The sequence below is a fragment of the Polaribacter sp. Z014 genome, assembly GCF_023555435.1.
Classification (GTDB): domain Bacteria; phylum Bacteroidota; class Bacteroidia; order Flavobacteriales; family Flavobacteriaceae; genus Polaribacter.
Window position 1 is genome coordinate 1 of the sequence record NZ_JALCZP010000005.1, and the last position, 19,882, is coordinate 19,882.

Annotated in this window: 23 protein-coding genes; 16 read left to right on the forward strand and 7 right to left on the reverse strand. The window is 28.6% G+C overall.

Annotated features, from left to right (window positions below; translation table 11 throughout):
• Nucleotides 1-153: 153 nt before the first annotated feature.
• Complete coding sequence (locus MPF19_RS08245) at nucleotides 154-462, forward strand: hypothetical protein (protein ID WP_215602665.1); 309 nt, start codon at nucleotides 154-156, stop codon at nucleotides 460-462.
• Nucleotides 463-645: 183 nt separating this feature from the next.
• Nucleotides 646-924 carry a hypothetical protein gene (locus MPF19_RS08250; protein ID WP_249987709.1) on the forward strand — a complete coding sequence of 93 codons (279 nt, stop codon included), beginning with the start codon at nucleotides 646-648 and terminating at the stop codon, nucleotides 922-924.
• A gap of 339 nt (nucleotides 925-1,263) precedes the next feature.
• Here MPF19_RS08250 and MPF19_RS08255 read toward each other — a convergent pair whose 3' ends face one another.
• From MPF19_RS08255 to MPF19_RS08275, 5 genes are all read right to left on the reverse strand, one after another.
• The gene (locus MPF19_RS08255; RefSeq protein WP_249987710.1) at nucleotides 1,264-1,491 is read right to left on the reverse strand and encodes a DUF6979 family protein; all 228 of its coding nucleotides are present in this window, start codon (nucleotides 1,489-1,491) and stop codon (nucleotides 1,264-1,266) included.
• Between the two features lie 704 nt (nucleotides 1,492-2,195).
• The gene (locus MPF19_RS08260) at nucleotides 2,196-3,140 is read right to left on the reverse strand and encodes a DUF6371 domain-containing protein (RefSeq protein ID WP_249987712.1); all 945 of its coding nucleotides are present in this window, start codon (nucleotides 3,138-3,140) and stop codon (nucleotides 2,196-2,198) included.
• Nucleotides 3,141-3,251: 111 nt separating this feature from the next.
• Nucleotides 3,252-4,523 (reverse strand): DUF3987 domain-containing protein, encoded by a 1,272-nt coding sequence (locus MPF19_RS08265; protein ID WP_249987713.1) that lies wholly within the window; start codon nucleotides 4,521-4,523, stop codon nucleotides 3,252-3,254.
• Nucleotides 4,523-4,744 carry a hypothetical protein gene (locus tag MPF19_RS08270; RefSeq protein ID WP_249987715.1) on the reverse strand — a complete coding sequence of 74 codons (222 nt, stop codon included), beginning with the start codon at nucleotides 4,742-4,744 and terminating at the stop codon, nucleotides 4,523-4,525. Before MPF19_RS08270 ends, MPF19_RS08265 begins: the two co-directional genes overlap by 1 nt.
• A gap of 86 nt (nucleotides 4,745-4,830) precedes the next feature.
• Entirely contained in the window at nucleotides 4,831-5,610 is a 780-nt protein-coding gene (locus MPF19_RS08275; protein ID WP_249987717.1) for a hypothetical protein, read from the reverse strand.
• Between the two features lie 708 nt (nucleotides 5,611-6,318).
• Here MPF19_RS08275 and MPF19_RS08280 point away from each other — a divergent pair.
• The 14 genes from MPF19_RS08280 (at nucleotide 6,319) to MPF19_RS08345 (ending at nucleotide 17,815) form a co-directional block, all read left to right on the forward strand.
• Nucleotides 6,319-6,750 (forward strand): hypothetical protein, encoded by a 432-nt coding sequence (locus MPF19_RS08280; RefSeq protein ID WP_249987718.1) that lies wholly within the window; start codon nucleotides 6,319-6,321, stop codon nucleotides 6,748-6,750.
• 159 nt (nucleotides 6,751-6,909) lie between these two features.
• The gene (locus MPF19_RS08285; RefSeq protein ID WP_203394355.1) at nucleotides 6,910-7,365 is read left to right on the forward strand and encodes a lipocalin-like domain-containing protein; all 456 of its coding nucleotides are present in this window, start codon (nucleotides 6,910-6,912) and stop codon (nucleotides 7,363-7,365) included.
• Nucleotides 7,366-7,602: 237 nt separating this feature from the next.
• Complete coding sequence (locus MPF19_RS08290) at nucleotides 7,603-8,436, forward strand: hypothetical protein (protein ID WP_249987719.1); 834 nt, start codon at nucleotides 7,603-7,605, stop codon at nucleotides 8,434-8,436.
• Between the two features lie 146 nt (nucleotides 8,437-8,582).
• Complete coding sequence (locus tag MPF19_RS08295; RefSeq protein WP_249987721.1) at nucleotides 8,583-9,605, forward strand: hypothetical protein; 1,023 nt, start codon at nucleotides 8,583-8,585, stop codon at nucleotides 9,603-9,605.
• Between the two features lie 144 nt (nucleotides 9,606-9,749).
• Nucleotides 9,750-10,370 (forward strand): Crp/Fnr family transcriptional regulator, encoded by a 621-nt coding sequence (locus tag MPF19_RS08300; protein ID WP_249987722.1) that lies wholly within the window; start codon nucleotides 9,750-9,752, stop codon nucleotides 10,368-10,370.
• Between the two features lie 73 nt (nucleotides 10,371-10,443).
• On the forward strand, nucleotides 10,444-11,259 hold the full coding sequence (locus tag MPF19_RS08305) for a Cif family virulence factor (RefSeq protein ID WP_249987724.1): 816 nt from the start codon (nucleotides 10,444-10,446) through the stop codon (nucleotides 11,257-11,259).
• A gap of 51 nt (nucleotides 11,260-11,310) precedes the next feature.
• Nucleotides 11,311-11,538 carry a VOC family protein gene (locus MPF19_RS08310; protein WP_249987725.1) on the forward strand — a complete coding sequence of 76 codons (228 nt, stop codon included), beginning with the start codon at nucleotides 11,311-11,313 and terminating at the stop codon, nucleotides 11,536-11,538.
• A 298-nt stretch (nucleotides 11,539-11,836) separates the two neighbouring features.
• A complete protein-coding gene (locus MPF19_RS08315; RefSeq protein ID WP_249987727.1) occupies nucleotides 11,837-12,190 on the forward strand; it encodes a hypothetical protein in 354 nt (117 codons plus the stop codon).
• Between the two features lie 461 nt (nucleotides 12,191-12,651).
• Entirely contained in the window at nucleotides 12,652-13,683 is a 1,032-nt protein-coding gene (locus MPF19_RS08320; protein ID WP_249987729.1) for an L-dopachrome tautomerase-related protein, read from the forward strand.
• Nucleotides 13,684-13,733: 50 nt separating this feature from the next.
• Complete coding sequence (locus MPF19_RS08325; RefSeq protein WP_249987730.1) at nucleotides 13,734-14,645, forward strand: GDSL-type esterase/lipase family protein; 912 nt, start codon at nucleotides 13,734-13,736, stop codon at nucleotides 14,643-14,645.
• 93 nt (nucleotides 14,646-14,738) lie between these two features.
• Nucleotides 14,739-15,554: a helix-turn-helix domain-containing protein gene (locus tag MPF19_RS08330; RefSeq protein WP_249987731.1), complete on the forward strand. Its 816-nt coding sequence runs from the start codon at nucleotides 14,739-14,741 to the stop codon at nucleotides 15,552-15,554.
• 75 nt (nucleotides 15,555-15,629) lie between these two features.
• On the forward strand, nucleotides 15,630-16,250 hold the full coding sequence (locus MPF19_RS08335; protein WP_249987733.1) for a DUF417 family protein: 621 nt from the start codon (nucleotides 15,630-15,632) through the stop codon (nucleotides 16,248-16,250).
• Between the two features lie 339 nt (nucleotides 16,251-16,589).
• Nucleotides 16,590-17,315 carry an SDR family oxidoreductase gene (locus MPF19_RS08340; RefSeq protein WP_249987734.1) on the forward strand — a complete coding sequence of 242 codons (726 nt, stop codon included), beginning with the start codon at nucleotides 16,590-16,592 and terminating at the stop codon, nucleotides 17,313-17,315.
• A gap of 221 nt (nucleotides 17,316-17,536) precedes the next feature.
• A complete protein-coding gene (locus MPF19_RS08345) occupies nucleotides 17,537-17,815 on the forward strand; it encodes a hypothetical protein (RefSeq protein WP_249987736.1) in 279 nt (92 codons plus the stop codon).
• 467 nt (nucleotides 17,816-18,282) lie between these two features.
• Here the strand turns inward: MPF19_RS08345 and MPF19_RS08350 are convergent, their stop codons facing one another.
• Nucleotides 18,283-19,032, reverse strand: a complete 750-nt coding sequence (locus MPF19_RS08350) for a LytR/AlgR family response regulator transcription factor (RefSeq protein WP_203394367.1) — start codon at nucleotides 19,030-19,032, stop codon at nucleotides 18,283-18,285.
• A 1-nt stretch (nucleotide 19,033) separates the two neighbouring features.
• On the reverse strand, nucleotides 19,034-19,879 hold the full coding sequence (locus tag MPF19_RS08355; protein WP_249987738.1) for a metallophosphoesterase: 846 nt from the start codon (nucleotides 19,877-19,879) through the stop codon (nucleotides 19,034-19,036).
• Nucleotides 19,880-19,882 lie beyond the last annotated feature (3 nt).

The window sequence follows — 19,882 nt, forward strand, 5'->3', positions numbered from 1 at the left end:
GCTCACTTGGGAAATTCCTCCGGAATTTCGCCGTTCGTACTTTATTTACTAAATTCACTGCTTAAACAACGCAACAAAGCTTATACAACAACGTTGTGTGTAATTTACACGCAACCAAATCGGAATTTGAACATCTAATAAAAAAACAATATTATGAAAAATTTGATTTACTTATTTATTTTGACTTTAGGAATAATTTCTTGCAGTTCTGATGATGAAATTGAAAATAATGAATATGAATTTATAGCGGAGTATTCGACTACTGTAACTGTCGGTGGTGTAGTTGGAATATCTGAGCGAACTTTCGAAATCGGAGAAGTTTACTCTGCTACGGACCAAAGTGCTGATGCAATAACAATAAGAATTGCTGAACATTCGGAATTAAATGATGATTGCCCAAATAGTTGGTGTTATCAAGAATTATTAGATGTTCCGAGTGAATTTCTTCAATTATTAGAATAAGTGATTTGAAAAAAAACTACACACAACACCGTGTATAATTAATTGCTGTTTTTGGCTCACTTGGGAAATTCCTTCGGAATTTCGCAGTTCGTGTTTTATTTACTAAATTCACTCCTTAAAACACGCAACAAAGCTTATACATCAACGTTGGCATTCATTGACGTGAAACCTAAAAAAGAACAAATGACAAATAATTTATCGAAAGTCAAATCAGAGATTGAAGAATACGCAAGTGAATCAAATTTAACTGAATTACAAGTTCTTGAAAAATTAAAAGACTTTTATTTTAATAAAAAAGTAACAGAGAATTTAAGACTTTATAAAAAAGGAAAGAAAAAAGTGAGCGAAATAACAAGAGACTTGAAAATCTCGCCACGAAAATTTTATGCTATTTTGGAAAAAAAGAAAATAGAACATACTAAATATAGTAAAGCAGAAAATATCGAAGAACAAAACGAATAAAAAATCGAACAGTATTCTGAATTTAGCAAGTTTCGGAATTACAAACTCAATCGGAATTGAAAAAGTTTGCGGAATAAATAAATATCCGAATTTACTCAAATCTACGAAAAATAAAAAAACGAATTAAGCTGAATAAGCAAAACCTGAATAAAAACAACGAAATGCCAACACCGTATAAACTTTATTGCTATTTATAGCTCACTTGGGAAATTCCTCCAGAATTTCACCGTTCGTGTTTTATTTACTAAATTCACTGCTTAAACAACGCAACAAAGCTTATACAACAACGTTCTACGCAATTAAACCAAAATGACCGAAATCCTATATAAATACAGAGGTTTAGACAACTTCAAAAACTTTGTTGACATTCTTCCCTTTAAATATTCCTTTTACTAAACCTTTTTCACACAAACCTAAAAAGGCACTTTTCGGACAACTTTTTTCTTGAGAACTTATGGAGTCAGAAAAAGCCCGTTTTACTTCCGCTTCCCAATTGTCTTTTGGATTTCCTTTTGCTTTAGCTATTTTTAAAGCAACTTCTCCATATTCATTATAATTAGACATCATTTATTTTCTTTTTAATTCATACTTGATGACAATTTCTTTTCAAGCCCTAAAGTAAGCAAACGAACTGATATATAATTGTGGATTTCCGTATATAGGAAAACATTGTTCTATAATCCTAATATCATAAAACTAGATAATCTCCAATATTTTTATTGGTTGATAATATTTTGTTTTAAAAACCTTTAAATATGTGTAATACAATTGCCCCAATTTATAATTAAAGAAATAATTTTCCATTACCATTGCAATACTTTTTAAATATCATCAAGATAATTTAACAATACTTATACCAATTAAGAGCAATCCTTTGCCAATTTAAAGGATTGATTTACCAATTTAGAACCCATGTTGACCAATTCTGAATCCATGTTAGCCAATTTTGAATCCATGTTCACCAATTTAGAACCCATGTTCACCAATTTTAATCCATGTTCACCAATTTAGAACCCATGTTTACCAATTTTAATCCATGTTTACCAATTCTGAATCCATGTTTACCAATTTTGAATCCATGTTCACCAATTTAGAACCCATGTTGACCAATTCTGAATCCATGTTTACCAATTTTTTAGGCTGATTTATTAATTCTAAACGCCTGTTGTACCAATTAACTACAAATGAAATCCACTCTGCGCTTTTAATTGCAATTTGCAATACTCTTTATACAGCATTACAACGATTTTAAAGAAATCTAAAAAGGAACACTATTTGTTCCCTTGCAAGAAATCCTCCAAATCACAATTATAAAAACCTTTTTCAGTTAATTCTTCATCACTTAATCCCTTTCTCATATCCCAAATTTTTGCTGAGATATCTAAAGTTTTTAGCTCCTCAATTCTTTTATGAGCAATACTTACTGCTTGTTCACTTAAATCTGGAACAATTAAAACCTTCTCACCCGATAATACTTTCATTTTATCATCTGTTAGACCATTTATTCCTCCATAGGACAACCAATTAAAATTTGGAAAATGTATTGCACAAACAATTGCAGTTTTTTCACCTTCAACTAAAATTACAGGATAATCATTTTTAAATAAAAGATGTTCACCAAAAAGGCAATCGTGATATCCATCATCCTTTACAAATGGTACTTTAAACCGAGTTGTTCTTTTTCCGTTCTTTTGATGATAGAAAATTTTAGATTTCTGAACTTTATTATCTTTATTTACATTCCAAAAAACCGTTCCACCATCTTCAGTACTACCTATATAATACCTATTTTTTACATTATCAACCTTTATATTACCGTATAGAGCTCTCAGATGCACTAATAAATTATTTTCAGGTAGTCGCTCCATACTTTCATGAACCTTTAAAAAATCGATGTATTTTTTAGGTGTAATACAATCAGAATCATTTTTAGCAATACTCTTTATGTTTTGTAATACAGAATTATCATATAAATGTAATACAGAATTAAACTTCTTATTAATTACATTCCAATAAAACTCATTCCCAAATTCATCTTTATAAATTGTTGGTGGTAACGTTGCTTTTCCACATGAGTGACAATACCCATAATTATCTGGATACCCTTTATAAGTTACAAACTTTAAATTTTTATTGCTTTTATGACAACATGGTGTTACAATATTCTTGTTACGTTTTTTATTAAATACTAAGTATTGCTCTATTTTATGATACATATTCTTTTAGTTTGGCAACCGGCAACCAACAACATTTTCTAAACAACCTTCAAAACACTTAGAATGTGCTTTTTAGAAACAAAAACACAAAAGTTTCTAGTTGCCAGTTGCTTAGTTCTTATTCCATTTTTTAGACACCGTTCCTTTATGTACACCTGTAACTTCAGCAACCGCTTTTTGAGAAGCCTTATTTTTTTTAGCTAATACAATAACATCATCAATAGAAACTTCTTTTTGTTTTTCTCCTATAGTATCTTCAATAATAACTTGAAAATTTAAAAAATAAAACTCATTTAAAGCTATTGCCAACTCTACTGACTCAATAGTTAGTTTTGTATTAAAAGTACTCTCAGAAGCATTTAACATCATAAATGATAATAAACAGAATTTATGAATTGAAATTTGCATTTTAGACAAATATTCTTTTATCATAGGTTTCGCTTCCTTTTGATCATCAATTAACTTCTGAATGTAATTAAATAATTTTATTTCAGCTTCATTAGTAAAATCAACTTGAAATTGTTTCCTCAGTTCTTCTGGGTTTTCACTTTGCTTTTTATATTCCAATAAATTTTTAATCGATTGGTTATATTTATCTTCACAACCATTCGGAATACCTTCTGACCTTAACACCCTATTCTCAGTCAATTTTGTAGTAAATAAAAGTCTATCTATAAAGCCACTTTCTAAATTACCATTAGCAAACAAATCTTTTACAAACTGATGCTGCAAACCACCAATTAATGTGGGATAACTTTCAGGAATCCTAAAACTAACCGTTGTTTTTCTAGAAACATCTACTACACCGTTTGTATAACCTTCTAACAAAAAGTTTCTCCACTCTATACCATCCCTACTATTAGAGTTTCCCATTTTTTCGACTAATCCGAAAATTTCATCCATGCAAATGCCAATTGAATTAGGGTTTTCGAAATGAACTTGGTGAGCAGCTTCAATGGAAGCATTTTGAATAAGTGTTTGCTTCCTTGCAATTACTTCATCATCTTTATTTCTATTTAAATCTAAATAAGTTTCATAATCCTTATCGTCTGCCTTTTTTATAGGATTTGTGGCAGTTTTTATAGCTTCACTTTTTACATCTCCTCTGCTTCCAATAATTGCGAAATAAAGGTTTGCATAATTCTTATAACCTAATGCATTTATAAAAAAGGTTCTACCTGCTGCTGTTGAAAACGAAAATAACATAGAACTCAATAAATACTCTTTTGGTATTCTTTTATATTTGAATCCATTTTCAATTAAAGCAGATAAATCTAGAGGTAATTTTGAAATAATTACCTCTAATTGATCTCTTAAAATATCTTCTTTTGATTTTGTTAAATTTCCTAAAACTTCTTCTATTTCTATATTAGATTCAAACATTATAAAGAAGGATTAATTAATAATACTTGTTCTACTGTCAACTTCTTACAGTTATGGGAAAGTATTTCTTTAACTTGCTCTGCGACAAAACTTCCTTTTGATTCTAAAGACTGAATCCTTTCTTTAAAAGTTGTGTTATTTTTTACTACTACAGCAGAAGTGCAGATTGTTAATTCTTCTAAATTAACAATCTTTCTTTGCTTAATTTCTGGAAACGACATAATTATAGGTTTTAAATTAGACCGTAAAATTATGTAAGATTTGTACTTTTTTTAAACTTGGTATATACCAAGTGCTATACCAAGTGCTATTTTATTAGTGCATTTACGTAGTCTATATTGGTTTGATTTCCAACTGAAGATTTATCAAGTTTTGAAATAAATTTTCTAATATTTTGCTCACTATTACCTGTTAATAAACTAATTAGTGAAGCTCTTTTTCTGTAGTCCATTTCATCCCAAGTATCAACCTCAATTTCCCTAATTATATCTATTAAGATAAGTTTTTGTGGAATAGTTAATACCTTCTCATTTTTAAATTTACTGGTATTAGTAGAATCTAGTTGTGATTCTAAATACTCTAAAATCATCTTAGTTTCTTCAATTTTTATTAATTCGTCAAAAGGATAAGTTTCTTTATAGTAAATTGTTGACAACTCACCTGTAACATATTCTTCAATTGTCTCTACGGATATTTGATCCTTAAAATATGCTTCAAAATCTTCATATAAAATTGCAGAAAGATCCTCTGAACTCATAAGGTATGCTAGCGATAAGTCGTACTTATGAAATTTCTTAGAAGCTTTTGCATATTTCTTTTTTACAAGTGCTATCCTTTCATTTTGATCTATTGTAGTCTTCAGTTCTCCTTTAATTTTAAGAACAGGGTACTCCTCTTTTTTTACGCAATCTAAAATTTCATAGTAGAAAGTTGCATAAATTTCATTTAATAACTCCTTACTAGGTAAAACAATTTTAGTAGATTCACTTTTAGATAGAATACCTTTTGTTATAAATAATTCTCTTTTATCACTTTCATTTAATTTTTTTAAATCCTCTTTTTTAAGACTGTTTCTATATTTACTCATTTTTTATTTGGCTATAATTTTACTTAATTTTTATAAATAAACTTAAAAATATTTAATCCAAAACTAGAGTAAAATATCCACTTGAAAGAATAAAATTACAACATAATATCATTCTTTTTTAAGTGATAAAAAAGATGAAAAAAGCACCAATAATTAATAATACTGATGACTATTTATGAAAAAATCTTAAAATACAAAAACTTTATTCGTTTAGCTCTTTTATTTTTAATACTTTAGCCTTATAAATCATAAAAAAAATCGTGCCCCTATTCGTACCCCTTTGGTACTAAATAGAAAGAAAACTAAAAATATAAACAATTAACAATCAATATAGTAAATTTTCAAAATACTATACTACATAATTGAGGGGGCTGTGTTCGCAAGAACGTGGAAGTTCGAATCTTCTCGTGCGCACAATTTAATTTAACAATGTATTTAAATTCAAAGAATTAAGTTTTTTTGCCTATTTTTTTACGAATTCTACTCTACTTTTAGATCCTTAATCTTTTTATTTCCTTTTAATTAAGTTTCTATAAAATACTTTTTTATTATAATCCACAACTTTTGGTATTGATATATTATTTATGCCAATGGTGAGTTGTCATGGATGTTAAAAAAAAACTAAGCACAACACCGTGTATTAAAAAATGCTATATTAGTCCTCCATTCAATAACTTAACGCAACAAATCTAAATGAGAAATTAATAAATGAACAATAAACTTTTCTTTCATTATTTAAGTTATTTACAATACCCATTTTTAGTTGGTGGTTTATATTTTACATTTAAGTCAAACTCTAATGGATTTAATCTTCAAGCCCTTAATAATATGCTGATTTTTATGGGACTTGCAATTAGTTTTGCCTCTCTTCAAGACACAAAAAAGGTTTCTCTAAAATTTGAGAAAAAGATTTGGGAAAACCCTAAACTTGGAAAAATATTCATTCGTTACCTTATTATAACAACTCTTTTAATTTTTGTGTTTGGAATTTTTGGATATTTTATTTCAGATAATAAAAACATAAAAGAAGTATCATTTGGAATCATAATTTTTGGAGTTGGATTGATTGGAATGCTAAAAACTGGAATGGAAATTCTTGAAAATCATATAAAGAATGGAAAAAACAAAACAAATAAATAAAAACTACTGCCAACACCGTATAAACTTTAGTGCTGTTTTTAGCTCACTTGGGGAATTCATGCGGAATTCTCGCCGTTCGTGTTTTATTTACTAAATTCACTGCTTAAACAACGCAACAAAGCTTATACAACAACGTTGTAAAACATTAACAAAAAAACTATGAAAAATCTAATTTTATTAATTCTAACTTCTTTTCTTCTAATTTCATGTGATAATGATGACAGCCCAAGTGATGAAATGTCTAATGATGCCGTTATTGGTAAATGGGTACAGATTGCAAGAGCATTTGATGGTGTAAATGATGAAAATCTCGATGAATGTGAACTTATGGAAACTATAGAGTTTAAATCTAATAATATTGTATTAGAAGAAGATTACGATCCTGATTTCTTATTTCCTGATGACACTAGTTCCTCTGAATATGATGGATGTAAATTGAGTAAAACTATAGAATATACGTGGACAAAAAACGAAAATGTATATCAATTTAGTTTAGATGGAGAAACTGCTGAACCAATAATAACTTTCGAAAACGGAGATCTGAAAATAACTTTTGAAGAAATATATAATGGTGCCACACAAACAGATTCAAGAACATTTAGAAAAATTGAATAATAAAAAAGTTTTACAAGACCGTTTAAAAATAATTGCAATTTAGTGCTTAATCTAAGGTCGTTACGTGTTTGTAATGTCTGATTTTCTTTCGGAAAATCCTGACATACAAACCCGCAACATAGCTTATACAACAGCGTTATACACAAGCAAAAAAATAATTCACTCAATCAAAAAGGCAGTTTACTCATTTAGTCTTTTAATAATTTCAACTTAAATGTACTTTGGAATAAAAACAAAATGAAAATACTTCTTTACTTTTCTTTATTTATAACTCCTATAATAATTCACTCACAAAATAAAGAGTTAGATTTTGAATACTTTCTTTACGGAATAAATCATTGCTACTTTGAATATGGAAATAGAGAATTCAAGGGCAATCAAGTGGATGTTTTTTTTGAAGATTTATTTAAAGAGGATATTATCGCTGAGTTTTTGAACAAAAAAATTGAAAAAGACAGCATTGATTATGTAATAATAAAAAGAATTGATAAAGGTCCCAATTTCACGAATGACAGAGATGATAATTTAAGTCAATATTACATGTTTTCTGAATTAATAGAAAATGGACTCAAGGAAAATTTTGATGAAAAATTTTTATACAAAGAAAAGTTGAAATTAGATAAGAAGAAAGCCCACTCGTTCTTAACTGGAGCTTACCTAAGAAGTGGATTTAAAATAAATGACACATTATATAAAGTTAGTATATTTTCCTCTTCTAAACCTGAAAAATGCTATTCAGTTCTAAAATATACTAACTCAACAAATGTAGTTTATAAAATAAGGAGTCAGGAAAAAGATAGATTCATTAACCCGAAATCAACGGTTTATTTTAATCCATCTAACGAATTAAAAAAATATTTCGATTTAGTGAAAAATGTACCAAGCGTTACAGAGCGACTAAATATTTACTTCTCAGATTACTATCTTGAAAAGATTTTATCCGAAAAAGATGTAAAAAAAATAAAGAAAATAAAGGAGGAGTTTGCTGAATTTAAAACTCTAAGCGAAAAAGGTGTTAAAGAAATGAACTTAGAAGATATTAAAATAGTTGAGGAATTATTAAATGAATAATGCCTGTTTACAACGCCGTATAAACTTTATTGCTGTTTATGGCTCACTTGAGAAATTCCTGCGGAATTTCGCCGTTCGTGGTTTATTTACTAAATTCACTGATTAAACAACGCAACAAAGCTTATACAACAAAGTTAGCTACAAGTATGAAAAACATTCAGTACATATTAATAATTTTAAGCCTTTTGATTATAAGTTGCAATCAAGAAAAGCCTAAAACGGACATAACTGAAAATTCTATTTCAATATTAATAGATGATAGAGTAGAATTGTTGAGGGTTGCTTACTTCTTATCACTTGAAGATAGTATTGATGTCAATTTAAGACCTTGCAAAACGGGATTTTATAAAACAAATTTCGAGCCTTATAAAAAATACACCAACCATCCTTTAGTTCAAAAAATAGGAAATGGAGATGAATGGAATGCTGATTTACCAAGTATTGCGCTTTGCCTTGACGAAAATTTAAAACCAAATGACAATCTTAATACAAAAGAACTTTCTGAACAATTTGGTTGGTATGGTAAAAACATTGATTCGCTATCAAAACTATTGATTGATTTCAAAAAAACAATTGCTTTCAAAAATGACTACAATGTAAATTTTAAACCTTTTACGGATTCCATAAAATCTAATCGAATAACAGAAAAACTAAATAAATTTTACAGAACGAAAAAGAAAACAAGTCTTAAAATATTATTCGATCCACTAAATAGAATTACTAATAAGGCTATAACCTTTACAAACAACCCAGAAAATGAAAGGTTATTTCTTATAACATATCTGTGTGATGAACCAAATGATTCTATCAAAGTATTAAAACTAAAATGGAATGATGATTATAGAAGGATTGTAATTCACGAAAACAGTCATATTTATACTGACAAATTATTCAGTAAATACTATGACAAAGAATTAGATTCTTTAGTAAAACAAGATAAATTCAAAGAAAAATACAAGGATATTGACGAAATTATAGTTTGCGGAATAACCGCGAAAATATTGGAACTGAATTATGGACAAAAAGTTGGAGAAGATGAAATTAATCATCAGCCAAAAAACTCAAGAATCGTATATGAACATTTGGATAAATATGTAAATAATAATAAAATGGAATTTGAACAAATATATAAGGAGATTATAGAACAATTAAAGAAAAAATACCAGTAGCTACGCCGTGTATGTTTTATTGCTTGGTTTTAGCCTACTTACAAAAAACCTTATGGGTTCATGCTTTTTTAGTAATTTAGTTACTGGATTACGCAACTATCCTTATACAAACCGTTTTGTATGCAATTTAAACAGTAAGAATAAATGTTAGATAATTTTATTAATCACCTTCAAATAACCGAAGAAGAACTTCAAGATGAACTTCGCAAAAACTCAAATATAACAACACATAAAAAGGGTGAATTAATTATTAAAAACAATCAATATATTAAAGTATTAAAAATTGTTTTACGTGGAAAAGTAAGAGTCTATCAAGAAAATGAAGAACGTGAAATTCTTATTTATTATTTAAACGATATGGAGACCTGTACTTTGTCTCTATCTGCTTGTTTTGAAGATTGTAAAAGTACTGTAAATGCTATCGCTGAAGAAGAATGCACCATTTTAAATATACCTGTGAGGTTTGTTAAAGATTGGAATTATAAATATAAATCTTGGAACACTTTTACAACAAATACCTTTCGAGAGAGTTATAATTATCTGATTAATCAATATTCTAATTTAGCCTTTCAACCACTTAAAGATAGATTATTTGATTACCTGATTTCAAAAGCAGATAATTCGATAGTAAAGAAATCTCATCAAGAATTAGCAAGAGAATTGGGCACAACTAGAGAGGTTATTTCTAGACTATTAAAAACACTCGAAAAAAACAAAAAACTTCTTCTAGGCCAAAAAGAAATACTCATTTTAAACGCTATTTAAGTTGTGTGCTAAAAGTCACAGGTAATTATCCTTTCATTACTTTTTCTTTGTACCAACTTAAAACTACAATAAAATGAAAAGTGTTAAAAATAAACAGTCATTTACAGAACATACTCCAACAGCACACCACCAAATAGCATTAGAGGTATTGAATGCCAGTAAAGCTTGGTTAAACAATTTCAATAATGGAAATGCTGAAGCTTGCGTAAAAGGATATGATGAAAAAGCAACAATGAAGGTTACGCCAATTGGAATAAAAAAAGGGACAACAGAAATTTCAGAATTCTGGACACCTTTTATTAAATCGGGGGCAAGCAACTTAATTTACACAAACGTAAGTATAGAAATAGCAGATGAATCTACCGCATTTTTATCTGCAAATTGGAGCATGAATGTTGGAAAAGGAATTATTTATCAAGAAAAATGGGAGAAAATAAATGATGAGTGGTTATTAACATATGATGAATTTGAAATATTAGAACAGTTTGAGTCTCCAAAAGAAAATACGACTAGCCCTATAGCAAGTCATATAATCTTAGAAGATGTAATTAAAGCTTCTATTAAATTTACTAAAGGTTTTAACGCAGGAAATGGAATAGTGTGCGGAAATGGATATTCAGAAAAAGCGACGCTAAACGCAATACCATTTGCATCTATAAATGGAAAGAATGAAATTCAGGTTTTTTGGGAGAAACTGATTAAAGATGGTGCTACAAACCTTACATACCACAATCCTACATTTAAAGTAACAACAGGTAATAATGCTTTTATATCATCACAATGGAGCATGAATATTGGTGAAGGTAAAATATACCAAGAAAAATGGGAGAGAATTAATAACGACTGGTTATTAACTTATGATGAGTTTAAAGTATTAAAACAATATTAATTATTTTAATAAGCGCTTTCTATTAAAAGGAAGGCGTTAAATCTTTTTTATATGAAATTACAAAGTTTTACATTACACATATTCGAGTCAGAAAAGACGGTATCCTTTTATATAGATGTATTAGGATTTAAACTATTAAATGAATTATCAGAAAATGATTCTACGTATTATAACTTATGTTTTGAAAGCACTCGTTTTTACCTTCAGTTAAAATACACGCCATCACTTAAAAAAAACAGCATATCAACAAGAATCGGTAGACAATTATTGGAAGTATAGCATATTTGTAAATGACATTCAAAGCGTTTATAAAGAGTTACAAAAACAAAACATTGTTATAAGTGAACCTTCTCAATTTGGCGATATTGGTTATCTAGCTCACACCACTGACCCAGAAAATCATCAAATAGAATTTATCCAAAAAACATTTAAACAAAATACGGTAAAAACGTTAGCTAATAGTAACTCCCCTTTATTAGAAAATCCGGAACTAGGATTAATCACAATTAGAACAAAAGACCCAATCAAGAGTATCAATTTTTTTGAAGAGATATTAGATTTAAAATTATTTGTTAGGATGTATGTCACTAGAGGAAATGGATTTACATTATATTTTTTAGGAGACAAAAACTTAAACGTTCCTAATCTAGATATTGATGCTATAGAAAATAGAGAATGGCTGTATCAACAAAGCCACTTGTTTATTGAAATCCAACATTATTGGAACAGTGAGTATGATACTAATTTCTCTTTAAAGGCAACCCCAAACAATGGATTAAAGCGTATTAATTTTTCAGGAGATTTAAAACTATTAAAAGAAAAATTAGAAATTAATAATATTCCGGTTCATCAGGAAGGAGATAGCATCACTTTTGAAACAATAGATAAACATCTAATCTCGTTAAAAAATTGCATTCAACACCGTGTTTAATTAATGGCTAGTTCTCGACTACTTACGAAAGTCTTATCGTATTTTACTCTGAGATAAATAGTTATATGTTATTTGAGGGTAATGTATGATGTGTATGACAGAGCAATATGACCCGTATGAAAACGCAATTGCAGAGCGAATTAATAAAACTTTTAAATATAAATATGGACTAAAAAAAATGAGTGAAATACTTCCATTGCTCAAGAAGCAACAAAACAAGCTGTAGATATCTAAAATAATTAAAAACGCATTTTAGTCTAGATTTAAGAAAAACGTCAGAAGTACATTTAAATCAAGTACCAATCGTATCGAAAAAATAATGTAATTTTACTTGAACTAACAATTTAAAAACAAACCTAGTTCAAAATATTTTTCACCTTCTAAACGGTTAAAAAAATAGTTTGAACTATATAAATTAACCTAAAAAAAGTCAACTTTTATAAGTTTAAAACAAAAAAGAAATGAGGAATATATTAATACTAATTTTGATTTCAGGAATATGGAGTTGTAAACCTGAAAAAACACAAGTTCAAAACTTTGCAACATTTACAGGTCAACAGGTAACAGGTGTAACTGTAAGTGATAAGGGTAGAGTTTTTGCTAATTTCCCAAGATGGAGAGAAGGTGTGAAACACTCCGTTATTGAGGTATCTGAAAAAGGAACGTCAACAGCCTATCCTGATCAAGAATGGAATAATTGGAAAATGGGTAAAACAGTTTCTGATAGTGTATTTGTAGCTATTCAGTCAGTAGTAGCCTTCGAAAATATTCTTTATGTTTTAGATACACGTAATCCATTATTTAAAGGCGTAATAGATTCACCTAGAGTTTTTGCCTTTGACCTTTCAACAGGTCAATTAATAAAAACCTATATCCTAAGCAAAGAAAGTTTCCACAAAGATTCGTACATCAATGATTTACGTGTGGATAAAAAAAATGGCAAAATCTATTTTACAGATTCAGGACATGCAGGAATTGTAGTGATGGACATAAAGTCTGGAAAAAGCTTTAGAGTACTAGATAATCACCCTTCAACACTTGCAGAAACAGATCATTTAACTTTTAACAATGGAGTATGGAAAAATACGGTTCATTCAGATGGAATAGCACTCGATACTCAAAATGATGTGTTATACTTTCACGCACTTACAGGCTATAATTTATATGCCCTTTCTACAAAAAAATTAATAACAGAAAATAATAAAGAAATAGAGGAAAGTGTAAAACTTATCACAAAAACATCTGCACCAGATGGAATGATTATTGATTCTTCGGGGAATCTATTTTTTGCTGATTTAGAAAATCAAAAAATTATGAAACTAGATATTTCAAGTGGAAAAATTAGTGTTGTAGTGGAAGGTGAAAAAATTAAATGGGCTGACACATTTAGTATCTATAAAGACGAGCTATATTTTACAAACTCAAGAATTAACGAAGCTAAAGGAGATATTAGCGAAATGGAGTTTAGTATTCATAAAATAAAAATAAACTAAGCACAACTCATACAATTTACCGTTAGCCACAATATATAACAAGAACTAAAATGAATAAACTAAAAATGACGAGACTACTATTGATACTATTTTTATGTGCTAATATTTCTTCCTACGCTCAAGAATCAAGCACGTTTGATGATAAACATTTTGTTGAATATCTTACGAATTCATTAAAAAATAACGACGTAAATATTGAAAATAAAAATGCCTTTTTAAAAGCATCTAGAAATTATTGGAACGATAGGAAATTAGATTATAACTTACATCCAGAAAATTATGAAAAAGCAATATCTTTATTTCACGAGAATCAAGAAAAATTTAAAGGAATAGAAAGAGCCGCAAATAATAAGAGCAATAACAGGATTGAAAATGCTGTTAAGAATTTTCAAAATCTTGATGATAGAAATACATTTTCAAAAAATTCAATTTTATTTGTAGGAAGTTCAAGTATTGCTGGTTGGAAAACTTCAATTTCATTTCCTGAATTCTATATTATTAACAGAGGAATTGGAGGGATGAATATGACAGAAATAATACAACACTATGAAATTTTAATAAAAAAACATGCTCCTTCAGTAATTGTAATTTATTGTGATATTGACATTGAGCAAGGAAAATCTCCTGAAATTGCTGTTAATGCATTCAAAGAACTTATACGTAAAATTAAAGAAGACTTACCTAAAACATCTATATTATTACTTTCTATGAAACCTGTAATGATAGATGATTTCATAGGTAGAAATATCCGTAAAAATAAGATGATTACAAATGAACTACTTTTAGAATTTAGTGAAAAAGAAAATAATATTCAATTTGTTGATCTTGCTTCTCCAATGTTACATATAGATGGAAAACTAAAAACGGAGATTTTTATTAATGATGGAATGCATTTAAACAAATTAGGTTATGAAATTTGGAATCCAATAATTCGAAATATTTTACTTGAATTAACTAAATAAAAGCACAGCACACAACATCTTGGTATATTTTATTGCTTAAACAAGCAACAAAGTATACCAAAAACCGCTGCCAGTAATTAAAAAAATCTCAAGTTGTTTTCAATACAATCTATAGAAGCAAAATATTTTATTAAAAATTATAATGTTCCCTTGTATTCCATTATTTTATTGGATGACGAGTCGTATTTTTCTGTCAATTTTGTAAAATATAAAACGAAACGAAAGTCTATTTTATTCCTTTCTCCTTATCAAAATTTAAAATGGTTAGGTTCTACTTCTTCAAAAGTGAAATTACTACAATTTCACGGAGATTTTTATTATATTGAGTATCATAAAAAAGAAGTTGCTTGTAATGGATTGTTATTTAATAATATCTATTTGCAACCATACATTTCACTCAATAAAATTAAATTTCAAGAAATATCGCAACTAGTCGATAAAATGGAAAAAGAAGTTGGAGCCAATAAAAGGTTTTCAGAATCTGTTATAAAATCTTATCTACAGCTCATATTAGCTATTTGTAGTAGTGAAAAAGATGAACAACTTGGCAATAGACTCACACAACAAACTAATGAAAATGAGCTGCTCATATTTCAAGGTTTGTTAGAATTGCATTTTCATAAAGAACGTAATTCTTCATTCTATGCCAATAAGTTAAATATGTCCCTTTCTTCATTTAGTAAAAAAATAAAATCTCAAGTAGGAAAAACACCAACGCAACTCATTCAGGAGCGTGTTATTTTAGAAGCTAAGAAATTATTGCACCTAACTTTTAAAACTGTAAAAGAAGTTTCAATTGAGTTAAATTTTGATGACGAATTTTATTTTAGCAGATATTTTAAAAAAGAAGTTGGATTATCACCCACTCATTTTCGCGAGAAAGTTGGGATTTCTATAGTGGCAAAATAGTCCATTGTTCATCCGCTTTTATCCATTCTTTAGCTCATTCTTAATATTTAGTTTTGCTCTCAAACAAATATAATTATGAATAACTTACTTAATTTACTAATAAACAGTCAAACTAACTTTATCAATTTTATTCGTTTTGCCATTTTTATAGTGATGGTTTGGATTGGTGGTCTAAAAGCTTATCAATACGAAGCAGATGGAATAGTTCCTTTTGTAACAAATAGCCCTTTAATGAGCTTCTTTTATGAAAACAGTAACAAAACAGGCATCAATGAAGAAGGAAAAACTGTTAAAGAATACATGTTACACAAAAACCCAGAAGGTAAAATGGTAGAAAAAAATATAGAATGGCATAAATCAAATAATACATATGCCTTCTCTTATGGGTTAGGAAGTGTAATAGTTATTATAGGACTTCTGACACTTTTGGGAATTTGGTTTCCAAAAATCGGTCTTTGGGGTGGATTGTTGACGTTTGGAATGTCTATTGTTACCTTAACTTTCCTCATAAGCACTCCAGAAGTATATGTTCCAAATTTAGGAGGCGATATGCCAACACCTCAATTTGGATTTCCTTTTCTATCTGGAGCCGGAAGATTGGTTTTAAAAGACATTATTATGATGGCAGCTGGGTTAATAATTGCATCTGACTGTGCAAAGAAGATAAAAATTACTGACAACATTAGGCGAAATTAACTGATTAATTTTCATCTACTTAGAGAAGTACTCACGAACTTTCTATCTATGCTTATTTACAAAGTTCCGCTAAACCGAAAAGTAAGAATATTTTAACCCTTTACTATTAACAGGCATAACAACCAATAATTAAAACCAGAAGTAGAAAAACCCTCTTTTCATGTTAATCGCATCATACATTTTTCAAAAAAAAACACCATTTATTGAAATTTGATGTTGCATAAATTTTTATAATTTCATAATTTAGATTGAATAAAAAAACAAAGCCGAAATAGACTAAAAAAAGAGTGAACTATATTCGGATGATATCAAAAATTAAAAACAAAATAAGTAAACCATATGAACAAAAAATTAATTGTCATCACAGGAGCAAGTTCTGGATTTGGAATGGAAATGGCTAAGGAATTCGCAAAAGAAAATTACCCATTACTTCTATTAGCAAGAAGAATTGAAAAAATGGAAGCTTTAAACCTTCCAAACACAATGTGTGAAAAAGTAGATGTTACTGATAAAGATTCATTTGAAAAAGCAGTTAGAAAAGCCGAAAGTATTTACGGAGAAACTGATTTATTAATTAATAATGCAGGAATAATGCTTTTAGGAGATATTGCCTCTCAAGATGCTAAAGAGTGGAAGGCAATGTTAGATGTAAATGTAATGGGAGTTATGCATGGTATGCAAATTGTCATGAATAACATGAAGGAAAAAAAATCAGGAACGATTATCAATCTTTCATCTATTGCAGGGATTCAAGCCTTCGGAGATCATGGAGCTTATTGTGCAAGTAAATTTGGAGTTACAGGTCTAACACGTGTTGCAAGGGCAGAAATGTCTGCACATAACGTTCGTGTATTATCTATTTTGCCTGGAGCTGTAAACACAGAGTTATTAAGTCATACAACAAGTGATGAAATAAAAAAAGGATATAATCAATGGAAAGAAAGTGTTGGAGCAGTTAATATTACAGCCAATGATGTAGCTAAAACAGTTAAGTTTATGTATGAATTACCTCAAAGTGTCTCGTTAAGAGAAGTTATAATTACAGACACAATGCAAGATAACTAACTAAACACAATACTTTTGCTTACAAGGTATAAAAATAATAAAGGTTAAGTGCCAAACCCAAAGTTGATGCTTATTAACAAAGTTTGCCAAATTTAAAGTTTGACGGTTAGATGAAAAAATAAAGAGTAAAATTGTAAATTTGGTTGATTGTTAAACTCGAAAATCATTGTATAATCACCCCCTTGTTACTCATAAAAAAATAGTTACCAATAATTAAAGAATTGGAAGTATTATTAACTTCTTTGAACGAAAATGATACTTTAAAAATAAACAGAGTAATAAGTAATGCTACTATAGATTTTAATATTGAGCATAAAAATGCTGTTATAACTAAATTAAAAGATATTCTCACTAAAATAAATATCAAAGGAATCCATTGGTATAACGAAAATGGATTGTACAAAATAACAACTGATGATGGCTATTTTCTAAACGAAACATCAATTAAAATAAAAGGTAAAGAAATCACCTTAAGCTATAATGATATAGGACATTCATAATTATTATTAGATGAAACATCATTTGACTTTGGAGGTAGTTATGATTCAACTAACGAATATGCTTCTTGGTATACATTTGAAATAAAAAATAATAAATTAGTGCTAATCCAACATCAAGTGGCAGGATAAAAAACTATTGGTTGGTTTTAGCTTACTTAGAATTTTAATTTAAAAATGAGTCAAGCTAAAAGAAGTAATTTATTGATTTATAAAAAGGTAAATAATTACTAGTAAGTACAATACCATCTAAAAAATTAATTTTAGATGGTCTTAATACATTATATAAGTCCCCCAACTTTTAAATGTATATGTCTTTATATTGCGGTAACAAAATTATAGCTTTTATGACTTTGAATTTTTAGTTTTCGATAACTTGATGGTTATGGAAGTTGAATGGATTAAAAAGGGCTTTAAGTATAATAGTATGCTTTTTCTTCTTTCTGTGTTATACCAAATGAATTTTGATATTAGTAAGAATTTAATACTTCTAGCACTTCATTTCGTTTTCGTACAGAAACCGGAATGCTAGAGTTATCGGTAAGCATAAGATAGCCGCCATCAGATTTTATAAACTCTTTTATATAAGTTGTATTTATTAAATGACTTTGGTGTACTCTTAAAAAACCGACTTCCTTTAACATGTCTGCGTAATACTTTAATGTTTTAGAAACGAGTATTTTATAGTTGTCTTTAAAGTAAAATGTAGTGTAGTTATTATCCGATTTACAGCGGATTATATCTTCAATATTTACCACAATTATTTTTTCTGAAGTATGTAGAGATATTTTACTAGGCTTATTGTTGGGAGCCGTTACCGCTTCTTGTAAAACATGCAGTTGTTCTTTATCTGGTTGAATTTGACTTTGGGCTTTTTCTATTGAAATTGCTAAATCTTCATCAGAATATGGTTTTAAAATATAGTCTATTGCTGCAAACTTAAAAGCTTTTATAGCAAAAGCATCACTTGCGGTTACAAAGATAATTTTCGATTTTAAATCAGGAAAAATTTCTAGGATATCAAAGCCTGTTCCATCGCCTAACATAATATCTAAAAATAAAATATCTGGTTGTTGTTTGCGTAATAATTTGGATGCTTCTACAACTGATTTAGCTTTTCCTATAATTGATATTTCAGGGTGATTGTTAGAAATATCATTTTCTAACATTTCTAATGCTACAGGCATGTCATCTACAATAATTGCAGTTAATTCTTTCATATTAAACTTCTTCAGTTAGTTCAAATAGTGTAATTTCTGGTCGTACATTTAGTCTTACTTGATATAAATTTCCGAGAGCTCTATTTATATATAAGGTTCTACCGTCATATAAATCAAATTCACCAGAAGAGTATCTTTTATTTTTTACAGGAAGAATTGGCGGGTTTAAAAACGGGGGTTTTACTTGTCCACCATGCGTGTGTCCAGACAATATCCATCCTTTATAATTATTCCAAACATTTAGATCGCAAACATCTGGATTGTGGCATAATACTACGTTGGCTTTTTTAGAATCATACTTATTCATTATTTTTACTGGGTTAAAATTAGAACTCCAATAATCATCAATACCTAGTATATTTAAACCACTAAAACTTACTTCTTCATTTCTTAAAATAGTAATATTCTTTTTATCTAAAATGGTAGAAATTCTATCGGCAACCTTGGGTTCTAACCAATTAATGCCATAATCATGATTTCCTAAAACACCTGCAGTTCCTAACGTTCCGTTTACGGCATGTTTAAAAACTTTTTCTAATTGATCAAACTGTTCAGGTGTTTCATAAGAAACAAAATCTCCTGTATAGACTACAAATTCAGGATTATAAAGTTTTGCTTTTTTAAAAGAATCTATAATATATTCATAGTTAAATCTATTACCAACATGTATATCGCTAATTTGCATAAGCGTTTTTCCTATTAAGTTTTTTGGTAAATTTTTTATAGGCATTTTTACTTTTACAAATTCCAACCAAAAAGGTTCTACTTGCCAAGAGTAAAGTCCGCCAATAAGGCTCGCTCCAACACCTGTTAATAATGTGTTTTTTATAAATTTTCTTCTTTCCATATT

Excerpts from the sequence above, each read along its gene's own strand:
- MPF19_RS08245 (WP_215602665.1), top strand. The coding sequence starts at position 154 with ATGAAAAATTTGATTTACTTATTTATTTTGACTTTAGGAATAATTTCT.
- MPF19_RS08250 (WP_249987709.1), top strand. The coding sequence starts at position 646 with ATGACAAATAATTTATCGAAAGTCAAATCAGAGATTGAAGAATACGCA.
- MPF19_RS08255 (WP_249987710.1), bottom strand. The coding sequence starts at position 1,491 with ATGATGTCTAATTATAATGAATATGGAGAAGTTGCTTTAAAAATAGCT.
- MPF19_RS08260 (WP_249987712.1), bottom strand. The coding sequence starts at position 3,140 with ATGTATCATAAAATAGAGCAATACTTAGTATTTAATAAAAAACGTAAC.
- MPF19_RS08265 (WP_249987713.1), bottom strand. The coding sequence starts at position 4,523 with ATGTTTGAATCTAATATAGAAATAGAAGAAGTTTTAGGAAATTTAACA.
- MPF19_RS08270 (WP_249987715.1), bottom strand. The coding sequence starts at position 4,744 with ATGTCGTTTCCAGAAATTAAGCAAAGAAAGATTGTTAATTTAGAAGAA.
- MPF19_RS08275 (WP_249987717.1), bottom strand. The coding sequence starts at position 5,610 with ATGAGTAAATATAGAAACAGTCTTAAAAAAGAGGATTTAAAAAAATTA.
- MPF19_RS08280 (WP_249987718.1), top strand. The coding sequence starts at position 6,319 with ATGAACAATAAACTTTTCTTTCATTATTTAAGTTATTTACAATACCCA.
- MPF19_RS08285 (WP_203394355.1), top strand. The coding sequence starts at position 6,910 with ATGAAAAATCTAATTTTATTAATTCTAACTTCTTTTCTTCTAATTTCA.
- MPF19_RS08290 (WP_249987719.1), top strand. The coding sequence starts at position 7,603 with ATGAAAATACTTCTTTACTTTTCTTTATTTATAACTCCTATAATAATT.
- MPF19_RS08295 (WP_249987721.1), top strand. The coding sequence starts at position 8,583 with ATGAAAAACATTCAGTACATATTAATAATTTTAAGCCTTTTGATTATA.
- MPF19_RS08300 (WP_249987722.1), top strand. The coding sequence starts at position 9,750 with ATGTTAGATAATTTTATTAATCACCTTCAAATAACCGAAGAAGAACTT.
- MPF19_RS08305 (WP_249987724.1), top strand. The coding sequence starts at position 10,444 with ATGAAAAGTGTTAAAAATAAACAGTCATTTACAGAACATACTCCAACA.
- MPF19_RS08310 (WP_249987725.1), top strand. The coding sequence starts at position 11,311 with ATGAAATTACAAAGTTTTACATTACACATATTCGAGTCAGAAAAGACG.
- MPF19_RS08315 (WP_249987727.1), top strand. The coding sequence starts at position 11,837 with ATGTATGTCACTAGAGGAAATGGATTTACATTATATTTTTTAGGAGAC.
- MPF19_RS08320 (WP_249987729.1), top strand. The coding sequence starts at position 12,652 with ATGAGGAATATATTAATACTAATTTTGATTTCAGGAATATGGAGTTGT.
- MPF19_RS08325 (WP_249987730.1), top strand. The coding sequence starts at position 13,734 with ATGAATAAACTAAAAATGACGAGACTACTATTGATACTATTTTTATGT.
- MPF19_RS08335 (WP_249987733.1), top strand. The coding sequence starts at position 15,630 with ATGAATAACTTACTTAATTTACTAATAAACAGTCAAACTAACTTTATC.
- MPF19_RS08340 (WP_249987734.1), top strand. The coding sequence starts at position 16,590 with ATGAACAAAAAATTAATTGTCATCACAGGAGCAAGTTCTGGATTTGGA.
- MPF19_RS08350 (WP_203394367.1), bottom strand. The coding sequence starts at position 19,032 with ATGAAAGAATTAACTGCAATTATTGTAGATGACATGCCTGTAGCATTA.
- MPF19_RS08355 (WP_249987738.1), bottom strand. The coding sequence starts at position 19,879 with ATGGAAAGAAGAAAATTTATAAAAAACACATTATTAACAGGTGTTGGA.